Raw genomic sequence first — 22657 nt, forward strand, 5'->3', positions numbered from 1 at the left:
ACCACCTCAATTTTCTTAACATATAGATTGATGACCTAGAAACTAGCTAGCTTTTAATTGCAACTTTACTATTAGCAATCTCTAATAATCTTTCTCTTATATCTTCTTTACTCATTTTTTCAAAATCATTCATAAACTGCCTTAAAATACTCTGTTCCATCAATACAGCTTTTCCTATATGGATTTTAGGGAATATTTGCTCAGGATGAATTTCTCCTTCGTTTAAGAGCTCTTCATACATCTTCTCCCCTGGTCTAAGTCCAGTAAACTCAATTCCAATTTCTTCAATAGCATACCCAGAAAGAGTAATGAGGTTTTTTGCTAAATCAACAATTTTAACTGGATCCCCCATATCAAGAACAAATAGCTCTCCACCCTTTGCTAACGTTCCAGCTTGAATAACTAACCTTGAAGCTTCTGGTATTGTCATAAAGTAACGAATCATATCAGGATGAGTAACCGTTACAGGCCCACCTTTTTGGATTTGTTTCTTAAATAATGGGATTACACTTCCCCTACTTCCGAGCACATTACCAAATCGAACGGCAACGAATTGAGTACTAGTACTCACTGCTGCTAAATGTTGTACAAGCATTTCTGCAAATCGCTTTGTAGCTCCCATTACATTCGTCGGATTTACAGCCTTATCTGTCGAAACCATAACAAACGTATTTACCTTAAATGTATCAGCAGCTTCTGCAACATTTTTCGTACCAAATATATTGTTTTTAACAGCCTCTTCAGGGTTACGCTCCATTAAAGGCACATGTTTATGTGCAGCAGCGTGGTATACGATATATGGTTGATGCTTTTCTATTATTTCAAAAATCTTATTCCGATCTTGTACATCAGCAATTTCTGTCGTGATTTCAATCGTATCTTTATAAGTAACTCGCATTTCCATTTCTATGTTATAAATACTGTTTTCACCATGTCCTAAAAGAACAATTTTTGCTGGTTTGTATTTCATCACTTGACGGCAAATTTCTGAACCAATCGATCCACCAGCACCCGTTACTAATATTGTTTTACCCGTAATCTTTTCTCCGATACCCGCATCATCTAACTGAACCGGTTCTCTTCCTAATAAATCCTCTACCTGCACATCACGCACTTCATTGACAGATACTTTACCATCTAGAAGATCCTCAAGCATCGGTACAATTTGAGTTTTCGCTTTTGTTTTTGTACATTTTTCAAAAATTTCATTTATTTGCTTTCTATTTAGGGAAGGAATCGCAATGATAATATGTTCAATATTATTATCTTCTACAATTTCTTTAATATTATTTGTCATCCCAACGACTGGTACGTTATAAATCTCTAGTTTTTGTTTGTTTTTGTCATCATCAACAAATGCAATTGGATATAAATCTGCATCTTTATTATGCTGTAATTGTCTTACCACCATCGTTCCTGCTGAACCCGCACCAACGATTAACGCTCTCTTTTTATTCGTATCCTTTGTAATATATGTATCGCGGAACATACGCCATACGAAACGGGATCCACCAATTAATAATAGATGTAACATCCACGCAATTGCTAAAATCCGCACATAAATATCATGATTTATAATTTGTTGTACAATTGCTGTTACGATAATAGAAAGGGTAATCGCTTTGAATATTTGTTTCAATTCACCAACACTTGCATATTCCCATGCTTTATTGTATAGCTTATAAATACTAGCAAAAAAATGATGGCTACATAATAATGTAATAGAGCTAATAATCACTGTCGTGGGAATTTTACTTAATACATTGGGATGTACAAACCAATAACTTAAATACACAGCAGTTAATACAATAAATGAATCTAAAAAAATTAATAATGAGAGCCGTTTTGGATAACTCAATATATCTATCTCCTTCTTTAATTGTATTTATAACAATACCCTCTTCAATTTGAAGAGGGTATTGTTATAAATGACATATTTATTATTTCAAAAGTTTCCAATTATACATAAAGCATCTCTTTTTTCAATAACTCATCCATATATTTTATCAGATCTTCTCTTAATTCTTCATACTGAAGCGCCATTTCAATCGTCGTCTTAATAAATCCAAACTTCTCTCCAACATCATAACGAGTTCCTTCAAAGTCATAAGCAAACACTCGTTGAATTTCATTTAATCGTTGAATCGCATCTGTCAACTGAATTTCTCCACCAGCACCTGTCTGTTGGTTCTCTAAGAACATAAAAATTTCTGGTGTTAATACGTAACGACCCATAATCGCTAAGTTTGATGGTGCTGTTCCTTGAGCTGGTTTCTCTACAAATTGACGCACCTGATAACGACGATCGTTTTGTTCGGCTGGATCGATAATACCGTAACGATGCGTTTCATTTTCAGGCACTGTTTGTACACCAATAACTGAAGACTGTGTACCTTCATATTGATCCATTAGTTGACGTAAACATGGTGTTTCTGCTTGTACGATATCATCACCAAGTAATACTGCAAATGGTTCATTTCCAATAAACTTACGCGCGCACCATACTGCATGTCCTAAACCTTTCGGTTCTTTCTGTCTTATGTAATGAATATTAATTCTTGAAGAAGCTTGTACCTTTTCAAGCATTTCATACTTTCCTTTTTCTAAAAGGTTTTGTTCTAGTTCGAAGGAATGATCAAAATGATCTTCAATTGCACGCTTTCCTTTTCCGGTAACAATAATAATATCTTCAATTCCTGATTCTATCGCTTCTTCTATTATGTATTGAATTGTCGGCTTATCAACGATTGGCAACATTTCTTTCGGCATCGCTTTCGTCGCTGGTAAAAATCTTGTTCCAAGACCAGCAGCTGGAATAATTGCTTTTTTTACTTTTTTCAATTTTAGTCCCCCATATTCATTTATCTATATGTAACAATAACAAAAACCCTACCTATAGAGTCATATTTATAACTCCATAGGTAGAGTTTCTATTAGAAATAAATTATGGGCATCTAACCCAACCTCACGCCATACTCCCGACGACAAGCGTCTAAGGTAGGTTCGAAAATAAATTTTCTACCCACAGCACAACCGAGTGCCTCCATTGATAACGGTTAGGAGACATCACCTGTTCTTTATTAAAAAATGCCGAACAATTTTTTGCGGCGAATTTGTTCTGGATCTTCTTTATAAATTGCTTTCCCGCTAATTAATAAATAAGGATTTTCTTTTAAATCGCTCATAACACTCATTCCAAATTCCTTTTCAATTAATTCGTAACTCTCCGCTAAATGAAATCCTCTTGACGTTATGTTATGCGCATCTGAAGCAACCATATGTGTTAAATTATGTTCCACAAGTTGCAATGAAAACTTTTTAATTTTTTTACCGAACTTACCTAGTAAGCTACCTGCCGTCACTTGCGTTAATGCCCCTTTACTTACAAGGTTATATAACTTATCTGGCCGCTCGATTAACTCGGCATTACGTTCTGGATGAACGATGATTGGAATCATTCCTTTTACACGTAATTCATATAATAGTTGTTCGGCATAACGCGGTACGTGATTAGATGGAAATTCAATGAATATGTATTTATTTGTTTCGTTTAAGGTTACAATTTTACCAGCTTCATAGTCTTCTAATAAATCACCATATAACCTGACCTCTTGCCCCGGTAAAATTTTCAGTGGAATTTCATTTTGTTGTAGTTCATCATTTAGTTGTTTTACTTGATGAATAATTGAGGTACGTTCATTTATATATTTCCCATTTTGATGGTGCGGCGTTGCGACAATTGTATGTATTCCTTCTGCTACTGCTTGTTGCGCCATCGCTAAACTATCTGTTACTGTTTGTGCACCATCATCGATGCCATGTAAAATGTGACAATGTAAATCAATCATTAGATTTATCCTCCCTCTTTCCTAGTGATCTTTTTTCCCTTGAATATGAGACATCTCATATTCAAGGGAAAAAAGGAGATATGTTTCAACCATATCTCACTCTTTTAACTAGTTTGCACCGTAATAATAATATAGGCCTTGTTCACGTTCACGATCGTTCAGAACGACGCCTAACAGTTTGCCTTTAGCCGATTCTAACAATCCTTTTGCCTTTACCGCTGTTTCTTTCTCCGTTGCTTCACTACGCACAACAAGAATAGAAGCATCACATACATTTGCCATAATTTGCGCATCAGTTACAGCTAAAATAGGTGGCATATCAAAAATCACTAAATCGTACATGCTGTATGCTTGTCCAAGAAGTTCTTTCATTGACTTCGAACCTAACAATTCTGCAGGATTTGGCGGGATTGGACCACAAGCTAAAAAGTGTAGATTATCGACTAATGTTGTTTGCACACATTTTTCTAATCGTTCACTATATGTTAATACGTTCGTTAGTCCAAAAATATTATCAACTTGGAACATTTGATGCATTGCTGGTTTACGCATATCCGCATCAATTAATAATACTTTCTTTCCTTGTTGAGCAAACACAACTGCCATATTCGCTGTCGTTGTCGTTTTCCCTTCACTTGGATTTGCAGATGTTACCATTAACGAATGTAAATTTGTATCAATAGCTGCAAATTCGATATTCGTTCGAATATTACGATATTGCTCTGAAATTGGTGATTTCGGTTGTTGATGAGCAATTAATTGACGACGTTGACGATGATTCTTTTTCTTTTTAAATAAATTAAGAGCCAATTGTTTGTCCCCTCACTTTTCTTGATGATGGAGCATGTGATTTCATGTTCAATGTTTCTTCATCCATACGAGCAACAATACCTAACACTGGTAAGCCAAGTAAGCTTTCTACATCTTCTTCTTTTTTCACTGTGTTATCTAAGTATTCTAGTAAGAATGCAAGACCAACTGAAGCCATTAAACCAACAACGAAAGCAATTACTACATTTAACATTGGACGCGGTTTAATTGGAGATAGATTCTCCGCAACTTCTGCCTTCGATAGTACCGTTACGTTATCGACATTCATAATCTTTGCAACTTCACCTTTAAATACATCTGCTGTTGCATTTGCAATATCACGAGCCACTTTCGGATTTTTGTCCTCAGCTGTTACAGAAATGACTTGTGAATCTTTTTCATTCGCAACATTAATCTTCTTTGTTAAAGATTGTGCTGTCATATTTAAATTTAATTTTTCATTTACTTGATCTAAGATTACTGGACTTTTAATGATAACCTTATATGTATTTGTTAATTGAATATTCGTTTGAACTTCACCAGCCTGAAACATTGCACCTTCTTGCTTCTTCTGATTAACAAGAATTTGCGTCGAAGATTGATAGATTGGTGTCATAAAGAAGAAGCTAATGATAGCACTTACAATAGCTGCACCAAATGCGATTACGAGGATCATTGCTAAACGTTTTTTTAAGATATGAAATAACTCTTTTAGACTAATTGTTTCTTCCATAGGTTCCTCCAACTTTCTAAAATTTACACATAGGAAAAATTATAACATATAAATCTTACATTTTTTATTTTTAATCATTCAGTTCTATATTTGTTCACAAGAAACAAGTTTAATCTTACAAAATAATCTTAAATATGACAACACATTCCAATCATTTCCCAAAAATTTTATCATATCATGTTTTTTATAGTGTATAACTTGATAAACAATTTTCAGAAAACAATAAAAAGCCAACAAAAAATTTTGTTGGCTTTTTATATTTTAGTAATAACCATATTGCTCTTTTTCTTCTCTTTTATCGTTCAAAACAACACCTAGTAGTTTTCCTGATGCTTTATCTAATATTTGTTTCGCTTTTACGATTTTATCTTTTTCTGTCTTTTCACTGCGTACAACGAGTACGATTCCATCGCATTTATTCGCTAGTATTTGCGCATCCGTAACCGCAAGGACAGGTGGTGTGTCGATTAATATGATATCAAACATGTTATATGCTTCTAGTAGCGCTTCGTCCATTGCCCGGCTCCCTAATAGTTCAGCTGGGTTTGGCGGGATTGGACCTGCTGCCATTAAATATACGTTCTCTATATCTGTTTTTTGAATGCATTGCATAAGATTTGCTTGTCCTGATAATAAATTCGTTAACCCATTTGAACTATGAATGGCAAATAAGTTTTGTATCGTCGGCTTACGCAAGTCAGCTCCAATTAATAAAACTTTCTTTCCTTGTTGACCGAAAACAACTGCTAAGTTTGCGATTGTCGTTGTTTTCCCATCAGCTGGATCTGCCGAGGTAACGATAATAGAACGAACATGACTATCCACAGATGTAAATTCAATGTTTGTACGAATGTTACGATATTGTTCTGTAATACGCGATTTAGGCTCTTTATGTGCAATTAATTGTCGTAATGGTTTTCTTTTCTTTCTCCCGAACATATTCATAATCTCCTTTTGTGAAATGCGACATTTCCCTTTTCTCTCTCTTATGCTCGATTTCATACGTCTAATTAATATTTTGTATTGCTGATTTCCCCACATCTCATCATAATCAATAACATTCTACTTTGTCTTATTTAAGTACCTTAACAATATGACAATGCCCTTACTTCTTCATTACCTTTATCACTTATCCTGTTTTCTAAATAAATGATAAAGTAAATTATATGGTAATTACCATCTATTGACAAGTAATTTTCTGATTAGTTTGTATATTATTGTTTTATCGTTATATAACATAAACAAAAAAATCTCCTTGTACGTTCACAAGGAGATTTTTTTATTTGTTCTCTATTCTTTTTTATCACCAATTGCAAATGTGATTTCAGCTTCACATGCAACTTCACCATCTACTGTCGCAATTGCTTTTCCTTTTCCGATCGGGCCACGTACACGTGTCATTTCTACTTCTAGGCGAAGTTGATCACCCGGGCGTACCTGTTTTTTGAAACGACAATTGTCGATACCTGCGAAGAAAGCAAGTCTTCCGCGGTTTTCTTCTTTCTTTAATACAGCAACCGCTCCGACTTGTGCTAACGCTTCTACAATAAGTACGCCAGGCATAACTGCATAGTCAGGGAAGTGTCCATTAAAGAATTCTTCGTTTGCAGATACATTTTTAATTCCAACCGCTCTTTTGCCTTCATCTACTTCTAATATTTTATCAACAAGTAAAAATGGATAGCGGTGAGGAATGATTTCTTTAATTTGTTCTATATTTAGCATGTAATGATCGCCCCTTTTGTAATATTGGTCTTACCACTTGGACATATTGTTATTATCCCATTTTGTTTATCGTTTGTCATTACAAAGTGAATTTTTATATTTAGTATACTTACTTCTCCATATAAAAAAATGCACACACTCTATTCCCTTAAAATAGTTGCACATTCCTGCAACTGACACGGAGGTAGAAAAGAGTGTATGCCCAGATTAGGGAAAGGCAATATGTATTGAAACATTATTTGCCTTAATGTCGTATTCGACTCATTATATTATAAACGTTTTCAAATAAGGAAATATTAAATTTAACCATATATATGAATATTTTACCTGTTTCCTCCGTTTTTCTTTATTTTTCTCTCATTTTCGCAAAAAAACGAAATAAAAAAATAGAAAAATAAAAAAGAACTAAGGTTTACACCTTAGTTCCTTCTACTTTATCCAGCTATTTTTGAAACTTTCATCAGTTGGGTGCCCCACTGATTAAAGTTTCACTTTATTTCAAAGCACGACGTGGTAATTTGTCAATATTCTCTAACATAATACCTGTACCAACCGCAACACATTGCATTGGGTTTTCAGCGATTAATACTGGTACCTTTAATTCTTCTGCTAGAAGCATGTCGATACCGTGTAGTAAAGCTCCACCGCCTGTTAAAATAACACCGCGGTCGATAATGTCCGCAGATAGTTCTGGTGGTGTGCGCTCTAGTACGCCTTTTGCAGCTTGTACAATGATAGCCGCGTCTTCTTTTAGTGCTTCTGTAATTTCTTCAGAGCATACTGTAATTGTACGTGGTAAACCTGTTACCATGTCACGTCCACGAATTTCAAGCTCTTCACTACGTGCACCTGGGAATACTGTACCGACTTTAATTTTAATATTTTCTGAAGTACGTTCTCCAATTAATAGCTTATACTTACGTTTAACGTAGTTTAAGATCTCCATATCAAACTTATCGCCAGCCATTTTGATAGAAGAAGAGGTAACAATATCACCCATAGATAGTACAGCGATATCTGTTGTACCTCCACCAATATCAACAACCATGTTACCGCTTGGTTGGAAGATTTCCATACCAGCACCAACTGCGGCTACTTTTGGTTCTTCTTCTAAAAATACTGTTTTACCACCTGAACGTTCAGCAGCTTCACGAATTGCTTTTTGTTCTACCGATGTGATATTTGTTGGACAACAAATTAAAATGCGAGGTTTTGAAAAGAAGCTCTTTACGTCCAACTTGTTAATGAAATACTTTAACATCGCTTCTGTAATTTCGAAATCTGCGATTACACCATCTTTAAGTGGACGAATTGCTACAATATTACCAGGCGTACGTCCCACCATACTTCTTGCTTCTTCACCTACTGCTAATACTTTACCTGTATTACGATCAATTGCCACAACAGATGGCTCATTTAATACAATACCCTTACCTTTAACATGAATTAATACATTAGCCGTACCTAGGTCAATTCCGATATCTCGCGCAAACATTCCCGTCTTTTCCTCCTCGATATTCAAAATCAGGTTACACCCGAATTCTTTTACACCTAATTTCTGATTTTATCATAAATTTAACAGAAACGTAATATTCGCAAAAAGAATTCTTCTGAAAAATATTACCGAATGCACGCGGAATGTTTGCTAACGTATATTTATCTTATATTAACGGAAGGTAAGACTCTCATCTCAAAATCAATCCGACGAGTTTAGAAGAGTTGAGCGAAAGACAAAAAGCCTGCAAACGCCCGATTACTGAAGACTAATAATCAGTGAGGCATGCCCCACTGATTAAAGTTTCACTTTATTGACGTACAGGCTTTTCTACATCTTCTTTTCTATATTTTTGCTTTGTTGCTTCTCCGCCTCTTAAATGACGAATAGACTTATGATAATCAAGAATTTCTTTCACTTCATTTGCGAGGTCTGGGTTAATTTCTGGTAGACGTTCTGTTAAATCTTTATGGACTGTACTCTTTGATACCCCAAATTCCTTTGCAATTACACGCACTGTCTTTCTTGTCTCCACGATATACTTACCAATCTTGATAGTTCTCTCTTTGATGTAATCGTGCACACCACTCGCCTCCCTAAATTGGATGTGAGAAGTGTGAAATGAGCTTCGCTGCATACGACTAAGAAGTAAGTGTGAGTGCTGTTTGTAAGCGTTAAACATTCTTGGATTTATAATGAAATGATTCACGATTTCTCACCTCAAACACTCTCTTTGCTTTGGTTTATACCATTGTATTGCCCGCACTACTGATATATGCTACATGTTCACTATTTTTGCGGACTAAGTTAAGAAAAATTACGTTTTTTTGTGAGAAATGCGTTAACAATGACTATTTTGGCAAAAAAATGACACCTCGTTTAAAAGGTGTCATTCTTCTCGATCATATTCTTCTTCTAACAATTGATGGTGGGGAACTTCCTTCTTACCGGCAATATAATAATACAAAGTAAATAAAACAAACAATAATATAATAGCAATCGACAGAACAAACAAAAACGACACAGTATCCCCTCCCTTTTGTAATATATATTCGAGAATCTCGTCATTTTTCCTTGTTATTGCAACTTTTTTCTCGAAATTGATTATTTTTATATAAAGTTCAACTAATAACCGGGCTTTTACGGGCAGTTAATCCTCCCTAACTTCTTTGCTTTCGCTGAATTTTGAGATCGGGGTCTTACCGCCCGCAAATAGTGGGATAAAAATAAAAAAATCAGTTCTCCTAATGAGAACTGATTTTTTCACTTTCTTATTCTTGTGAAGAAGAACCGTTAGATGATTCTGTAGAACCATTTGTTGATTTTTCTTCTTTCTTCGTTTCTTCTTGCTTACCGCTTGTCTCTTTATCACTAGTCGAACCGCTTGTTGATTTCTCTTCTTTTTGAGACTTATCTTCTGTTTTACTTTCTGGTTTCGTGCTCGTTGACTTCTCTTCTTTTTGAGATTTGTCATCAGCCTTTTTACCAGAAGCATTCGTTGCCTTTGTAGCACCTGCATCAGCTTTAATTTCTGCTACTGATTTATTTAAGTAGCGCTCAGGGTTCACAGCCACATTGTCTTTACGTACTTCAAAGTGAACGTGAGAACCTGCTTCTTTATTCATTGCACTTAGACCGGATTTTCCTAATACTTCACCTTGTGCAACTCTTGCACCTTTTTCTACTTTCACACTGCCTAAGCTTTGATAAGAAACTGCTACACCATTTCCACTATCAACTGTTACAACATAACCAAGAAGTGAATCTTTTTCAGCTTTTGTTACTGTGCCACTTAAAGCAGCAGCAACATTGAACTCTTTTCCATTTTTCGCAGCAATGTCAATTCCTTTATTCGGGGAATATGTGTTGTTATAAAAAACAAGTGCTTTTTCTTGTTCCGCCTCAGTTGCTGCATCTTCATAGAATTTCTTCTGTACGACTACTTCCGCATTTGCGGCTGCCGGCATTTTTACTATTTCTGAAGATTTCGTTACTGGTACTGCTGGATCTTCCGATTGTGTATACGGTGTTGCTTGATCTTGGTTCGGAGTCTTCTTCGGATTAGCTCCTTGGAACCATAGCGCAACCACTAGGATTACCGCTGCACAAGCAATGTATAGTGCCGGAAACACCCATCTTTTTTGAAATAAATGTACTACCTTTTGCGACTTTTTATTATTTCTTCCTCGCATTCCATCATCACCTCAGCAATCATTTTGAACAATATTCATGTATCCTATACAACGTATAACTAATTACTTTTCGACAAATTATATAAAAATATGTATATAAATTGTAAAATTTCCGAGGAAATGATGAAAAAAGAAAAAACTGAGCATTTTCAGCTCAGTTTTTAGTCCATTTGTTTCTTTTTGTATACGATTAAACATGCAACAACCGAAAGAATAAGCCACACTCCAACATTCAAGACATGTCCGCTAATGCTACTAAATCCCGCTCCCTCTACTAAGCTGTTAATCGCTTTGGCAATATGAGATGTTGGAAGATACTCGATCATCGTCTTAATTACTTTATTTTCAACCATTGGCTCAAATTGTACAGCTAAATACATCGTCATTAATATCGGCATTCCAATGAGTGATGTTTGCGGTACAGACTCAGCTAACAATCCAATCATTGTTCCAATCACAATAAATAGAATTGTTCCACATAAGAAAATAAATCCTAGTAATAAAAGATTTCCACCGAATTGATCCAAAATGAATAAGTTCACAATACAAATGCCCAACGTCAAACATGCTGTTAATATACTTTTCCCAAGAAGAACTTCAACAGAAGAAGCTGGTGATAGCATTAGCACACGTAACGTATGTTTTTCTTTTTCTTCTGCTATTACCATTGATTGAACAAACCCTGCAACAAATAGAAAGGCCATTAAAGTAATAATGCCAACCCCCATGCGCCCTTCTCCAAATCTGCTAAATATAAATGCAAATATAATTGGTAAAGATGCCATTAATAACACTTGTGAATTTGTCTTAAAATCTTGTACTTCTTTTCTAAAAATAGCTGATACACGTCTCATTGAAAATGTCATTATAATCCCCTCCCAGTAACTTCAATAAAGATATCGCCTAATGTTGGCTCGTGTGAATGAATAGATAGTAATTCACCTTTTTTCATCCATTCTGAAATACGTTTTGCACCTAATTCATCTTTTTGCACGACTTCTTTTTGCTTATCTTTTAATACGACTTGTATTTGATCTTTCGCGTATTGTAAGCGAAGGTTTTCTGGTGTATCAAGCGCTACAATTTCTCCGCCGCATAGAAAGGCGATACGGTTACAAAGCGTTTCTGCTTCTTCCATATTGTGCGTCGTTAAGAAAATCGTCGTTCCTTCTTTATTTAAGTCTTTTAAGATTTTATGAATGTTTTGTACGTTAACTGGATCGAGTGCGGATGTTGGTTCGTCTAAAAAGAGGATATCTGGTTTATGAAGGATCGCTCTCGCTAGTGTGACGCGCTGCTTCATTCCCTTTGATAGTTTCTTTACTAATGTTTTTTTATCATCTAATAGATTCACTTGTGCTAGCACTTCATCGATTCGTTCTTTTTTGCAATCGTATAAGTCGCAAAATAATAGTAAGTTATCATAAATGCTAAGTCTTTCATATAAGCCGCTGTTGTCTGTTAAAATACCAATTCGTTTATAATCGATGCTACTTGGTCCTGTAATGTCTTTCCCTAATACTCTTACTGTTCCAACACTATGAAGTAATTGAGAAGTTAATATTTTTACTGTTGTTGTTTTACCAGATCCACTCGGTCCGAGGAATCCGAAAATTTCTCCTTGCTTCACCTCAATATTTACATTTCGAAGTGCCGTTTTTTCGTTGAAACTTTTCATTACATCTTTCATTTCAATTGCCAATGTCATTTCGTCATCCCCTTTGTTTTTCTTTATAGATGAAATTTGCTTTCGCAAGTTTCGATTTGTATGTTTCGCTTTTCTTGACTCAATCATATGAAAAATAAAGGGTAGGCGCAGTAAAATACCGGTAAAAGGAGTATTTTTACCGGTGAATGAATCATATTTCGATCCTATTGGAGCACTTTTTATAGCCCAATTACACCTTTTAATTCATCCATTCGTCCTTTTGAAAGCGGAATTGAACTTTTTCTTTCGTCATCCAAAATTAAACTAAAACTGTTCCGTGTCCAAGTAATAACTTCTCGTACTCGTTGTAAATTAACGAGGTACGAACGATGACATCTAAAGAAACCGAATCCTGTTAATCTCGTTTCTAGTTCACTTAATGTTAATGCACATACGAAATCACCTTCACGCACATGAATATGTGTCACTCCATTTTGTGTTTCAATGAAATGAATTTCCATCGGATCAAGTAAAATGATTTTATCGTTCACCTTCGCTGGTATTCTTTCTAATTTCATCTGCGGAATCATTTGAACGACTTTTTCTTCATCAACTTCTTCCGCCTCTTCTTGCTCGATTTCGACCTTTTTCACACCATCGTTGTTTAATATGTATACATCTTCTGTTAACGAAAGAGCGTCTGATAGGAAAGAGGACGTAATAAAGATCGCCTTTCCTTTCTCTTTCATTTTCATAATTGCTTTTCGAATAATAATCGTACTTTCTGTATCTACATTTTGCTCCGGCTCTTCCAAAATAACTAAATCCGGATTATGAATCATAACTCGCCCAATATGAAGGCGACGTTTCTCTGAAAATGATAATTTTTCTATTTTCACGTTTAACTTATCTAAGAGACCGACATATTGTACTACTTCTTCTATACTTATCTTTAATTCATAAAGCCCTAACAAAAATTTAAAGTATTCCTTCACCTTCAAACGATCATATGCTTCATCTTTCAAAAAACAAAAACCGATGCGGGAATAATTTTTCTTTCCAATCGCTTCGCCTCCAAATAGCACATTGCCAGTTGAAGCTTCTTCCTCACCAATAATGATGCGATGCAAAACTTTAGCTGTATGGTTATTACATTGCAAAACAACACATTGTCCTTTCTCAACCTCTAGCTCAATTGCCGGTAACTGGTTCGTCTTCCCTAATTGTTTCAACTCCAGTAGCGCCATTTCGTCTCCCCCAAATGCTTTTTATCCTATTATACCAAACAATTAATGGAAAATTTTGATATTTTTATGAAACAAATAAAAATAAGGCTATCCAAATGAACGGATAGCCTTATTCTCTATTTTTGTTCTACCATATAAGTTTTGAGTAAATCACGAAGTGCTCTTTTTAAAAACTTACCTACAAATAATGAAAAAAGGAGCTAATCTTAATTAGCTCCTTTCACGTTCTACTTCTTCACCATCAGTTTTCCCTCATAATCATTCATCGTTTTTATTTCAACGCCTTTATAATAATGAGCGACGATATCTGTATATTTCTTACCTTCCGCTGCCATACCATTCGCACCGTATTGACTCATGCCAACACCATGACCGAAGCCTTTCGTCGTGACAATGATTTTATTGCCCTCTTGTTTCCATGTAAAATCAGAAGAGCGCAAATCTAACTTTTCACGAACTTGTTTTCCTGTTAATGTTTTCCCTTGGAACGCTACATCCTTTACTCTTTTACCCTCCGTAAGATCTTTAATATTTCCAACCTTTCCATCCGCTAGCACTTTCACACCGAGACGTTTTTGAAAATCAGCTACTGTGAACGTTTGCTCGCTTGTAAACTTTGGAGAGGCTTGATCCCACGGGCTATCTACACTTTTCAAATACGGATAATCATTTCCCCAATAATCAGCTGCATTCTCTGTTCGGCCGTTACTCGTTGAGAAGAAAGACGCTGAAATCGGTTTTCCCTCATACGTTAAAACTTGTCCTGCGGTTTTAGAAACGGCTTCCTCGATTTTCTTTAAATTGTTTTCGTAGTTATTGCCCCATTGTTTTTTCAATTCCTCTTTGCTTTTGTACACTTGATCTTTCACCGTATCTACCACATCTGCATTGTTTTTCTTTTCTCCACTTAGCATACGCTGCACCACGAATGTTCTTGCTGCTAATGCCTGTGCCTTTAGCGCCTCTATTTCAAAACTGGCATTCATCTCAGAAGCTACTACACCGGTCACATATTCCTCCACAGGTAATGTTTCTACCTTCTTCTGTTGGTCGCGATATACAGCAACTTGAACTGCTGTATCCACTTTCCCTGGAGCTGGTATACTTTCTATCGCTGGAGGAGTTTTAGAAGCTGCTTCTTCTCCTATTTTGGCTTTCGCAAACGGAATTACAAGAGCAGCGGGTACAATGATAACGAGCGCTATTAAAAGCACTACTATAATGAAAAATGGCTTTGAAAATTTCATCCTATTCCCCCAATATAAAGTTGGCTTCCTTTCATTCTTATGGAACTACGGAATTTTTTAGAACATACTTGGGGGTATCGGTATAGACTGAAGTTTTAATGCGTTGGAGTCTTACTGCCCGCTAATGCGAGATAAAACGAAAATTTTCTAAATATTTTTACTGGTACGTGCATAAGTATAGAGTTTATTGACTATAACAGTAATAACCCAAAAAAAATAGTCTCTATATCAAAAGACATAGAGACTACTTCAATTAAGCGTGAAGATCAGAAACTTCTTGTTCTTTCACTTCTTCTACTTTTTCGTTTACACGTTCAATAGTTGCACCTAATGCAGCTAATTTCTTATGGAAGTCTACATAACCACGGTCAAGATGCTTTAATTCAGTTACACGAGTGTAACCTTCTGATACTAAACCAGCTAAGATTAATGCTGCAGCTGCACGTAAATCAGTTGCACCTACTTCAGCACCTTGTAAGCTGTTTGGACCGTTCATAATAACAGAACGACCTTCGATTTTAATATCAGCATTCATACGACGGAATTCTTCAACGTGCATAAAGCGGTTTTCGAATACCGTTTCTGTAATCATACTTGTTCCATCAGCTTGTAGTAATAATGCCATCATTTGTGATTGCATGTCTGTTGGGAAACCTGGGTGAGGCATAGTTTTAATATCAACCGCTTTTAACTTATCTGGGCCGATAACACGTACACCTTCATTTTCCTCAATAATTTTAACACCCATTTCTTCCATCTTCGCTGTAATTGAGCGTAAATGTTCAGGAACAGCATTTTCAATTAAGATGTCTCCACCAGTAATTGCTGCTGCAACCATGAATGTTCCCGCTTCAATACGGTCAGGAATAATAGAGTGGTTTCCACCATATAATTTCTCAACGCCTTCGATACGAATCGTTCCAGTTCCAGCTCCGCGTACTTTCGCTCCCATCGCATTTAAGAAGTTAGCTAAGTCAACGATTTCTGGTTCTTTCGCTGCATTTTCAAGGATTGTTGTCCCTTTTGCTAATGTAGCTGCAGACATAATGTTTTCTGTCGCGCCCACGCTTGGGAAGTCTAAATAAATTTTAGCTCCTTTTAGTTCTCCCTCAACGTATGCCTCAACAAAACCGTTACCAACCTGTACTTTTGCTCCCATTGCTTCGAAGCCTTTTAAATGTTGGTCAATTGGACGTGAACCAATTGCACATCCACCTGGAAGTGCAATACGAGCACGACCGTTACGTGCTAATAATGGTCCCATTACTTGAACAGATGCACGCATTTTACGTACATATTCAAATGGTGCTTCAATGTTTAGTTCTTTAGAAGCATCGATTGTTACTTGGTTATTTTCAAATACGACTTCAGCATTTAAATGACGTAATACCTCATTAATTGTGTATACATCAGACAAAACTGGTACTTCAGATAGTACATTCTTTCCATCACTCGCTAATAGGGCTGCAGCGATTATAGGTAATACAGCATTTTTTGCGCCCTCAACACGCACTGTGCCGTTTAACCGCTTTCCGCCACGGACGATGATCTTTTCCAAATTATTCCCCTCCGTGTCCTTTTTTCAGTATCTATTCACTCAATACTCAGAAGTTATGATCGGTGTGCCAACCACAATTGTATCTTTGTTGTTTGTAGAACGTATTGCTATTTGCACATTTATTTTCTCTCTATTTGTTGAAAGAGCGTCATCCCACTTTTTATTGTATGCGGAGACTGACACAAATGCTCTTTCTTCTACTTGTTCGATCGCTCTTGCTGAAAGATCTTTCAAAACCTGATTGGTTTTATTTTGCAAAACACCTTCAATCTTATCATTCAGTACACCTTGAACACAAGTGTAAATTATAGGTTTTTCATTAAAAATTTTATTCATTTTCTGAACATGCTTCGGGTCCCATTTCGCCCCACTTACTTCAAAAATAATGAAAGTGTTTTCTTTAGTATTTTCCTTACTCCAAGTTACTACTACTCGTTCTTCATATGAAGCAAACTTTTTATAGGATGTAGCTTTATATCCATCTGGAGATTGCTCTAAGTCCCATTTTTGAATATTTGCCTTCCCCTTCACATCGTTTAACAATTTTTGAAACGTATGTATGTTAGAAATTGTTTTTGTTTCTCGCGCTAACCATGACCATTTCTCCATTTTAGCATCATTTTTCTCTAAAGCCTTAATCATGTTCTCCATTTTCTGTTCATCGCTTATCGGTTTCATCTCTCTATATCCAACCAAAAAGAAAACAACACTCAAGGCAACAATAAGAATGGCTTTAAGCTTCAATTTCATCCCCTCCTATCCCCATTGTTAACGGAGATATGAGGTTCTATACACTTACTTTACTAAATACGTTAAACTCTTCGAATAGCCTAAATAATCAAGGAAAAAGTTACTTACAGATGTCCCAATTGCAATTGTAATTAGGATGAGTAATACCCTCGTCTGCAACACTTTTCCAGCTTTCATTAAACGCTCGATGTGAATACCTTGTAAGGCCCACCACGTAATGGTAATAAACAATAAATGCGAAACAATGGCAATCAGTGCTTGTTGCCCTAAAAGTTGTGCCAAAAAATCGACCCCTTTTTACTCGGCTACTACTTACGAAAGAATATAAAAACGATACCATAATAAGTAGGAGCCACACTTTTTCAAATGCAAATAAGCATCTTACATTTTACATCGTAAACTTCTCTCAAAAAAACGTATACCTATATGCATTTTCATTTGCGGCTAACACAAAATAAAAAGCGCAGAGTACCGACTCCACACCTTTTATTTTCACTATTGTACCACGTTCCCCAAGAAGAAGAAATCTTTCATTAATGGAAAATATTCATAAAAGAAATTGTATCCAATCATCGGCATAATCCCTAGTATTACAATCGAAATTGCACAAAGACTCATAACAACCTTTATATTTAATGGCAAACGAATTTTCTCTTCTACTTCTCCCGTCCGGAAAAACATTTGCTGTAAAATACGGAAATAATATACGAATGAAATGACTGTCGTACCCATCATAATAGAAGCTAGTACGTAATGAGCTGGCTCTACATGAAGTGCACCTAAAAAGATGTTAATCTTTCCGATGAAACCAGCTGTTCCTGGTATCCCGGCCAACGATAAAATAAAAATCGTCATTACTATCGCTGTAAATGGCGACCTGTTATATAATCCGGTGAAAATAGTGATATTTTCTTTGTCGCTTTGTAAGATTAAACCGTGGATAATTGCAAACGCGCCTATATTCATAAGCATATAGGCGAGCATGTAAAACCACATGCTATCCATCGTAAATGGTGATAATGCCACAAGTGGAACGAGTAAATACCCCGCATGCGCGATTCCTGAATAAGCAAATAGGCGTTTTACGTTATATTGCTTTAGTGCGACTACATTTCCGATAATCATCGTAATACTTGCTAGAACCGCAATATATATACTCATACGCCCGTATAAAGATTGCATGTCTCCTTGCACCGATACACTTGCAAAAATCATAAGGAACAGACGAATAATGAGTAGGAACCCAGCAATTTTAGAAATCGTTCCAAGGAAAGCAGTAACAGGTGTAGCCGCCCCTTCATACACATCGGGTGCCCACATATGAAACGGTACTGTTGCAATTTTAAACGAGAGCCCAACGAGCAATAGTAGAAATGCGAGAGCTAACAATAACTGAATACCACTAGTTAGCTCCCCGGTGAATACTTTTTGCATATCCACAATATTGGTTGAGCCTGTAATACCGTATAAATAACTCATTCCAAAGAGCGTAATCGCCGTTCCAATTCCTCCATTAATGACATATTTCATTGCCGCTTCATTTGATGCACGGTTCCTTTTTCGTATTCCTACTAAAACATAGGAAGAAAGTGATAGTAGCTCTAAACCGACGAAAAGTGTAATAAAATCAACACTAGAAGCCATGAACATCGCCCCAAGAAGGGCCATTAAAAATAAGTAATAATATTCTCCCTTATCTTCAATTGGATTTTTCTTGTCATCGCTCATTGCGGTGCATAAGATGAGGGCCGCTCCGCCTAATAACAACGTTTTAAACCCTTTTGAAAATCCATCTAACACAAACGATCCATTTAAAATATCTCCTGCTGGTTCGCCGTATAGCGTAATTAATGACACAATTGCTAATATGACAGCAGCGATTGCACTAAGCGCCACATACCTATGGTTCAGCTTAAAAAACAAATCACCTATGGAAAGAAGGATGGCAAACCCGAGAATAATGAATTCTGGCAACATGAGATGCCATGATAAGCTCAGTAACGTATCCATATCCATCCTACTTCACCCCCAATGTTTTCAATGTATTTTGAAGCGGATCCCCTAGTATTTCTGGCATTACTCCAATGGCAATAATACAGAAGATAAGCAATAGGACCGGGACGTACTCCCATCCGTGTATATCAGTTTTCGCTTCCCACTCTTTCTTACCAAATGTTACTTGGAGTGTCGCTCTTAATACGTACACAGCGGTTAAAATAATCCCAAGTACACCGACTGCAGCAATGACTGGCTCTCCTTGGAATAAGCCGAGAAAGGCAAGAAACTCACTCACAAATCCAGACATCCCCGGTAGTCCAAGCGATGCCATTCCTCCTGCTAGGAAGAAGCCGCTAAGTATTGGGACACTTTTTGCGAGTCCACCAAGCGCTGTAATATCCGACGTGCCAAAGCGCTGTTCTATAACACCAAGCAAGAAGAAGAGCAAGGCTGCAATTAAACCGTGCGAAACAACTTGGAATAGCGCCCCTTGTGTACCTGGTGCATTAAGTGCCGCAAGCCCCATTAAAACAATTCCCATATGCGAAATACTAGAGTAGGCAAGCACCTTCCTAAAATCCGTTTGGATGAGCGCTAAAAAGGCACCGTACAATAAGTTGATTACTCCTAAAATCGCAATTAGCGTGGCAAACTCGCGAAAGTATTCTGGGAATAGCCCCTTCCCGAAGCGAATCATCCCGTACGCTCCAATCTTTAGCAAAACGCCCGCATGAAGCATAACTACAGCAGGGTGCGCTTCAATATGCACATTGACCATCCAGCGATGCAACGGGAAAATAGGTAGTTTAATTGCAAAGGCAATCATTATAGCAATAAATACACCAAGCTGTATGCTACTCGGGACGATCTGTCCTCCCCCAGCACTTACACCTGTTAATATCTCTTTCAATTCCGCAATATTTGTCGTACCTGTTTTCGCGAACAAAATCGAGAAAACGATGAGCAAAATAGCTGATCCAATGCCGTTATATATTAAATAACTATATGCAGCCTTTTCACTCGACAATTTCCCCCACTTGCCAATTAATAAAAACATTGGTGGCAGTGTAATTTCAAAGAAAATAAAGAACAACATTAAATTTTTAGCAGCGAAGACACCGAGCATCCCTATTTCTAGCATGAGCAATAGCATATAAAATGCTTTTAAATTTCTTTTAATGGAAAACGCTGCAATTGCTGCAAGCATCGCTAGAAGGGCTGTCAGCACCATCATTACAAGTGACAAACCATCAATTCCAAGCTCGTAATAAATAGAAAACCATCTTTTATCCACCGCTGCAAAATCACCAAATTTAATCCATTTCACTTTTTCATCAAATAGCGATAGACTCTTTCCAGAAGCATATGTACAAGCGAGGACGGTAGCTATCCCAAATGGAAGCGCCGTCCCAAATAAACCGAGCGCTCGTACTGTACGCGATTCTTTTTTCGGTGTTAATACAAGTAATAGAATCCCTAAAAGTGGGGAGAAAATGAAGAACGTCAACAACAAATCATTCATCGTAAATCCCCTCCCGTATATAGCAAAATAATGATGAGGACCGCGAGCGAAACTGCTGTTACAGTGCCGTACACTTGTACATTCCCGTTTTGAAGCCTCGACAATGTGCCACTTACCCCTTTAACCAAACTTGCGATTAAAACAGCAATCCCTTCCACGACATATACTTCAAATAAGCGAAGCACATGAGCGATTCCCTTCGTAATAGGAATCACTGTCATATTGTATAGTTCATCCACATAATATTTTTCTTTCAAGAGCTTATGAAGAAATGACCTTTCTCCTCCTGCCCAATTTTTTGAGATAGTTTTCTTTCCATATATGAAATACGCAAGGGCAATCCCCCCAAATGAAACGAGCGTCGCAACAATCATAATCCAAACTGGTCCATGTGCTTCTTCCACTTTAAATTGTATATCCTTCGTCAGCCAATCTCCGAGAAACGTTCCAAACCACGGTGTATTTATATATCCTGCTACTACCGCGAGAACGCCGAGAACAATCATCGGATACGTCATAATACGCGGCGAGTCATGCACTTCTTCCTTCGTCTTCGCTTCCCCAGTAAAGACAAGAAAGTATAGGCGGAACATGTAGAATGCTGTTAGGAATGCCGCAAAGACTGCTAGAACAAATAGAAAGTAATTGCCACTCATCCAAGTTGCTGCCAAAATTTCATCTTTACTAAAAAAACCCGAAAGAAGCGGAACTCCACTAATTGCAAGTGTACCTATTAAAAATAACGTACCCGTTACTTTCATCTTCTTCTGTAAACCGCCCATTTTATTAATGTTTTGCGTATGCACAGCATGAATTACACTTCCTGCTGCCAAGAATAGTAACGCTTTAAAAAAGGCATGTGTCGTTAGATGGAATATACCCGCTACATAACCAGCAGAACCTAAGGCGAGCATCATATACCCGAGCTGGCTAACTGTAGAATAAGCAAGTACCCTCTTTATATCCGTCTGTACAAGACCGATAGAGGCTGCAAATATTGCGGTGAAAGCCCCAACAATTGCCACCGTCTGCATTGCCACCGCACTTGCCGAAAATAGCGGGAACATCGTTGCTACTAAATATACACCGGCTGCGACCATCGTCGCCGCATGAATAAGTGCCGAAACAGGCGTTGGCCCCTCCATCGCATCAGGCAACCACGTATGAAGCGGAAATTGACCTGATTTCCCCATCGCCCCGATAAAAATTAATATCGCCGTTATCGTTATCATAGTCGGGGACAGATCGCCTGTATGAATCGCTCTAAAAATTGCTTCATACTCAAAACTACCTGCATGCCAAAAGATTAAAATCATCCCAATAAATAAACCAACATCCCCAATACGAGTCATAATAAAAGCCTTTTTCGCAGCAGCCTTCGCTTCCTCCTTAAAGAAATAAAAACCGATGAGTAAAAATGAACCGAGGCCTACTAACTCCCAAAATATATAAAGCTGTAACAAATTCGTCGATATAACAAGCCCAAGCATCGCAAATGTAAAGAGTCCTAAATATGCATAAAAAGTTGGTAATCTTGCGTCACCTTTCATATAACCTTTTGAATACACATGTACAAGTAAGCTCACAAGTGTAACGATAAATAACATCAAAGCCCCTAATGCAGTCACTTCAAAGCCAAATGATATATCAATATCTCCAGTTCTAAGCCATACCCATTTATGCTTCACTGTGACCTTCGAAAATCTTTCTATTAATACAAGTACCGCGAGTATAAAGGAGAGAGAGACGAAGAAAATACTAAGTACGCTGCTTCCTTCTCTAATTTTCTTCCCGAACATAATAAGTAAAAAAAACGAAACAAGCGGGAAAAGCGGTATGAGCCATGCATAATCGATCATTGTTTCCTTCCCCCTTTTCGGTCAC

General features: G+C 36.9%; 21 protein-coding genes. All 21 read right to left on the reverse strand.

Features of this window, described 5'->3' with window-relative positions:
- Window positions 1–46: 46 nt before the first annotated feature.
- Window positions 47–1858 (reverse strand): polysaccharide biosynthesis protein, encoded by a 1812-nt coding sequence (locus F0362_RS25980; protein ID WP_149890038.1) that lies wholly within the window; start codon window positions 1856–1858, stop codon window positions 47–49.
- 101 nt (window positions 1859–1959) lie between these two features.
- On the reverse strand, window positions 1960–2841 hold the full coding sequence (gene bpsC / locus F0362_RS25985; protein WP_149890039.1) for a UTP--glucose-1-phosphate uridylyltransferase BpsC: 882 nt from the start codon (window positions 2839–2841) through the stop codon (window positions 1960–1962).
- A gap of 239 nt (window positions 2842–3080) precedes the next feature.
- Window positions 3081–3848 carry a tyrosine-protein phosphatase gene (locus F0362_RS25990; RefSeq protein ID WP_149890040.1) on the reverse strand — a complete coding sequence of 256 codons (768 nt, stop codon included), beginning with the start codon at window positions 3846–3848 and terminating at the stop codon, window positions 3081–3083.
- Between the two features lie 108 nt (window positions 3849–3956).
- Entirely contained in the window at window positions 3957–4658 is a 702-nt protein-coding gene (locus F0362_RS25995) for a CpsD/CapB family tyrosine-protein kinase (RefSeq protein WP_149890041.1), read from the reverse strand.
- Window positions 4648–5391: a YveK family protein gene (locus F0362_RS26000; protein WP_149890042.1), complete on the reverse strand. Its 744-nt coding sequence runs from the start codon at window positions 5389–5391 to the stop codon at window positions 4648–4650. The genes F0362_RS25995 and F0362_RS26000 overlap by 11 nt, the downstream gene beginning before the upstream one ends.
- 261 nt (window positions 5392–5652) lie before the next feature.
- Window positions 5653–6330 (reverse strand): CpsD/CapB family tyrosine-protein kinase, encoded by a 678-nt coding sequence (locus F0362_RS26005; protein ID WP_149890043.1) that lies wholly within the window; start codon window positions 6328–6330, stop codon window positions 5653–5655.
- Window positions 6331–6681: 351 nt separating this feature from the next.
- Window positions 6682–7116, reverse strand: a complete 435-nt coding sequence (gene fabZ, locus F0362_RS26010) for a 3-hydroxyacyl-ACP dehydratase FabZ (protein ID WP_000931959.1) — start codon at window positions 7114–7116, stop codon at window positions 6682–6684.
- 493 nt (window positions 7117–7609) lie between these two features.
- A complete protein-coding gene (locus F0362_RS26015) occupies window positions 7610–8611 on the reverse strand; it encodes a rod shape-determining protein (RefSeq protein WP_000457991.1) in 1002 nt (333 codons plus the stop codon).
- Between the two features lie 310 nt (window positions 8612–8921).
- Window positions 8922–9194: a sporulation transcriptional regulator SpoIIID gene (gene spoIIID, locus F0362_RS26020; RefSeq protein ID WP_141524368.1), complete on the reverse strand. Its 273-nt coding sequence runs from the start codon at window positions 9192–9194 to the stop codon at window positions 8922–8924.
- 306 nt (window positions 9195–9500) lie between these two features.
- Window positions 9501–9635 (reverse strand): hypothetical protein, encoded by a 135-nt coding sequence (locus tag F0362_RS26025; protein ID WP_000008898.1) that lies wholly within the window; start codon window positions 9633–9635, stop codon window positions 9501–9503.
- A 247-nt stretch (window positions 9636–9882) separates the two neighbouring features.
- On the reverse strand, window positions 9883–10803 hold the full coding sequence (locus F0362_RS26030; protein WP_001214955.1) for a stage II sporulation protein SpoIIQ: 921 nt from the start codon (window positions 10801–10803) through the stop codon (window positions 9883–9885).
- A 161-nt stretch (window positions 10804–10964) separates the two neighbouring features.
- The gene (locus F0362_RS26035; RefSeq protein ID WP_000144458.1) at window positions 10965–11669 is read right to left on the reverse strand and encodes an ABC transporter permease; all 705 of its coding nucleotides are present in this window, start codon (window positions 11667–11669) and stop codon (window positions 10965–10967) included.
- Window positions 11669–12511, reverse strand: coding sequence for an ABC transporter ATP-binding protein (locus tag F0362_RS26040; protein WP_000170852.1), 843 nt, complete (start codon window positions 12509–12511; stop codon window positions 11669–11671). Before F0362_RS26040 ends, F0362_RS26035 begins: the two co-directional genes overlap by 1 nt.
- A 179-nt stretch (window positions 12512–12690) precedes the next feature.
- Window positions 12691–13698 (reverse strand): LytTR family transcriptional regulator DNA-binding domain-containing protein, encoded by a 1008-nt coding sequence (locus F0362_RS26045; protein ID WP_098064415.1) that lies wholly within the window; start codon window positions 13696–13698, stop codon window positions 12691–12693.
- Between the two features lie 227 nt (window positions 13699–13925).
- Complete coding sequence (gene spoIID, locus F0362_RS26050) at window positions 13926–14945, reverse strand: stage II sporulation protein D (RefSeq protein WP_000672621.1); 1020 nt, start codon at window positions 14943–14945, stop codon at window positions 13926–13928.
- 253 nt (window positions 14946–15198) lie between these two features.
- Window positions 15199–16503, reverse strand: coding sequence for a UDP-N-acetylglucosamine 1-carboxyvinyltransferase (gene murA / locus F0362_RS26055; RefSeq protein WP_000411271.1), 1305 nt, complete (start codon window positions 16501–16503; stop codon window positions 15199–15201).
- A 39-nt stretch (window positions 16504–16542) separates the two neighbouring features.
- A complete protein-coding gene (locus F0362_RS26060; RefSeq protein ID WP_079519735.1) occupies window positions 16543–17253 on the reverse strand; it encodes a YwmB family TATA-box binding protein in 711 nt (236 codons plus the stop codon).
- A 45-nt stretch (window positions 17254–17298) separates the two neighbouring features.
- Window positions 17299–17535 (reverse strand): DUF1146 family protein, encoded by a 237-nt coding sequence (locus F0362_RS26065; RefSeq protein WP_000057885.1) that lies wholly within the window; start codon window positions 17533–17535, stop codon window positions 17299–17301.
- A gap of 213 nt (window positions 17536–17748) precedes the next feature.
- Window positions 17749–19263, reverse strand: a complete 1515-nt coding sequence (nuoN, locus tag F0362_RS26070; RefSeq protein WP_002104333.1) for an NADH-quinone oxidoreductase subunit NuoN — start codon at window positions 19261–19263, stop codon at window positions 17749–17751.
- Between the two features lie 7 nt (window positions 19264–19270).
- Window positions 19271–20773 (reverse strand): NADH-quinone oxidoreductase subunit M, encoded by a 1503-nt coding sequence (locus F0362_RS26075; protein ID WP_000998954.1) that lies wholly within the window; start codon window positions 20771–20773, stop codon window positions 19271–19273.
- Window positions 20770–22632: an NADH-quinone oxidoreductase subunit L gene (gene nuoL / locus F0362_RS26080; RefSeq protein ID WP_098009789.1), complete on the reverse strand. Its 1863-nt coding sequence runs from the start codon at window positions 22630–22632 to the stop codon at window positions 20770–20772. The genes F0362_RS26075 and nuoL overlap by 4 nt, the downstream gene beginning before the upstream one ends.
- Window positions 22633–22657 lie beyond the last annotated feature (25 nt).

The organism is Bacillus sp. BS98 (genome assembly GCF_008432245.1).
Lineage (GTDB): Bacteria > Bacillota > Bacilli > Bacillales > Bacillaceae_G > Bacillus_A > Bacillus_A toyonensis.

Excerpts from the sequence above, each read along its gene's own strand:
- F0362_RS25990 (WP_149890040.1), bottom strand. The coding sequence starts at position 3,848 with ATGATTGATTTACATTGTCACATTTTACATGGCATCGATGATGGTGCA.
- F0362_RS26000 (WP_149890042.1), bottom strand. The coding sequence starts at position 5,391 with ATGGAAGAAACAATTAGTCTAAAAGAGTTATTTCATATCTTAAAAAAA.
- F0362_RS26005 (WP_149890043.1), bottom strand. The coding sequence starts at position 6,330 with ATGTTCGGGAGAAAGAAAAGAAAACCATTACGACAATTAATTGCACAT.
- fabZ (WP_000931959.1), bottom strand. The coding sequence starts at position 7,116 with ATGCTAAATATAGAACAAATTAAAGAAATCATTCCTCACCGCTATCCA.
- F0362_RS26015 (WP_000457991.1), bottom strand. The coding sequence starts at position 8,611 with ATGTTTGCGCGAGATATCGGAATTGACCTAGGTACGGCTAATGTATTA.
- F0362_RS26030 (WP_001214955.1), bottom strand. The coding sequence starts at position 10,803 with ATGCGAGGAAGAAATAATAAAAAGTCGCAAAAGGTAGTACATTTATTT.
- F0362_RS26035 (WP_000144458.1), bottom strand. The coding sequence starts at position 11,669 with ATGACATTTTCAATGAGACGTGTATCAGCTATTTTTAGAAAAGAAGTA.
- F0362_RS26040 (WP_000170852.1), bottom strand. The coding sequence starts at position 12,511 with ATGACATTGGCAATTGAAATGAAAGATGTAATGAAAAGTTTCAACGAA.
- F0362_RS26045 (WP_098064415.1), bottom strand. The coding sequence starts at position 13,698 with ATGGCGCTACTGGAGTTGAAACAATTAGGGAAGACGAACCAGTTACCG.
- spoIID (WP_000672621.1), bottom strand. The coding sequence starts at position 14,945 with ATGAAATTTTCAAAGCCATTTTTCATTATAGTAGTGCTTTTAATAGCG.
- F0362_RS26060 (WP_079519735.1), bottom strand. The coding sequence starts at position 17,253 with ATGAAATTGAAGCTTAAAGCCATTCTTATTGTTGCCTTGAGTGTTGTT.
- nuoN (WP_002104333.1), bottom strand. The coding sequence starts at position 19,263 with ATGGATACGTTACTGAGCTTATCATGGCATCTCATGTTGCCAGAATTC.
- F0362_RS26075 (WP_000998954.1), bottom strand. The coding sequence starts at position 20,773 with ATGAATGATTTGTTGTTGACGTTCTTCATTTTCTCCCCACTTTTAGGG.
- nuoL (WP_098009789.1), bottom strand. The coding sequence starts at position 22,632 with ATGATCGATTATGCATGGCTCATACCGCTTTTCCCGCTTGTTTCGTTT.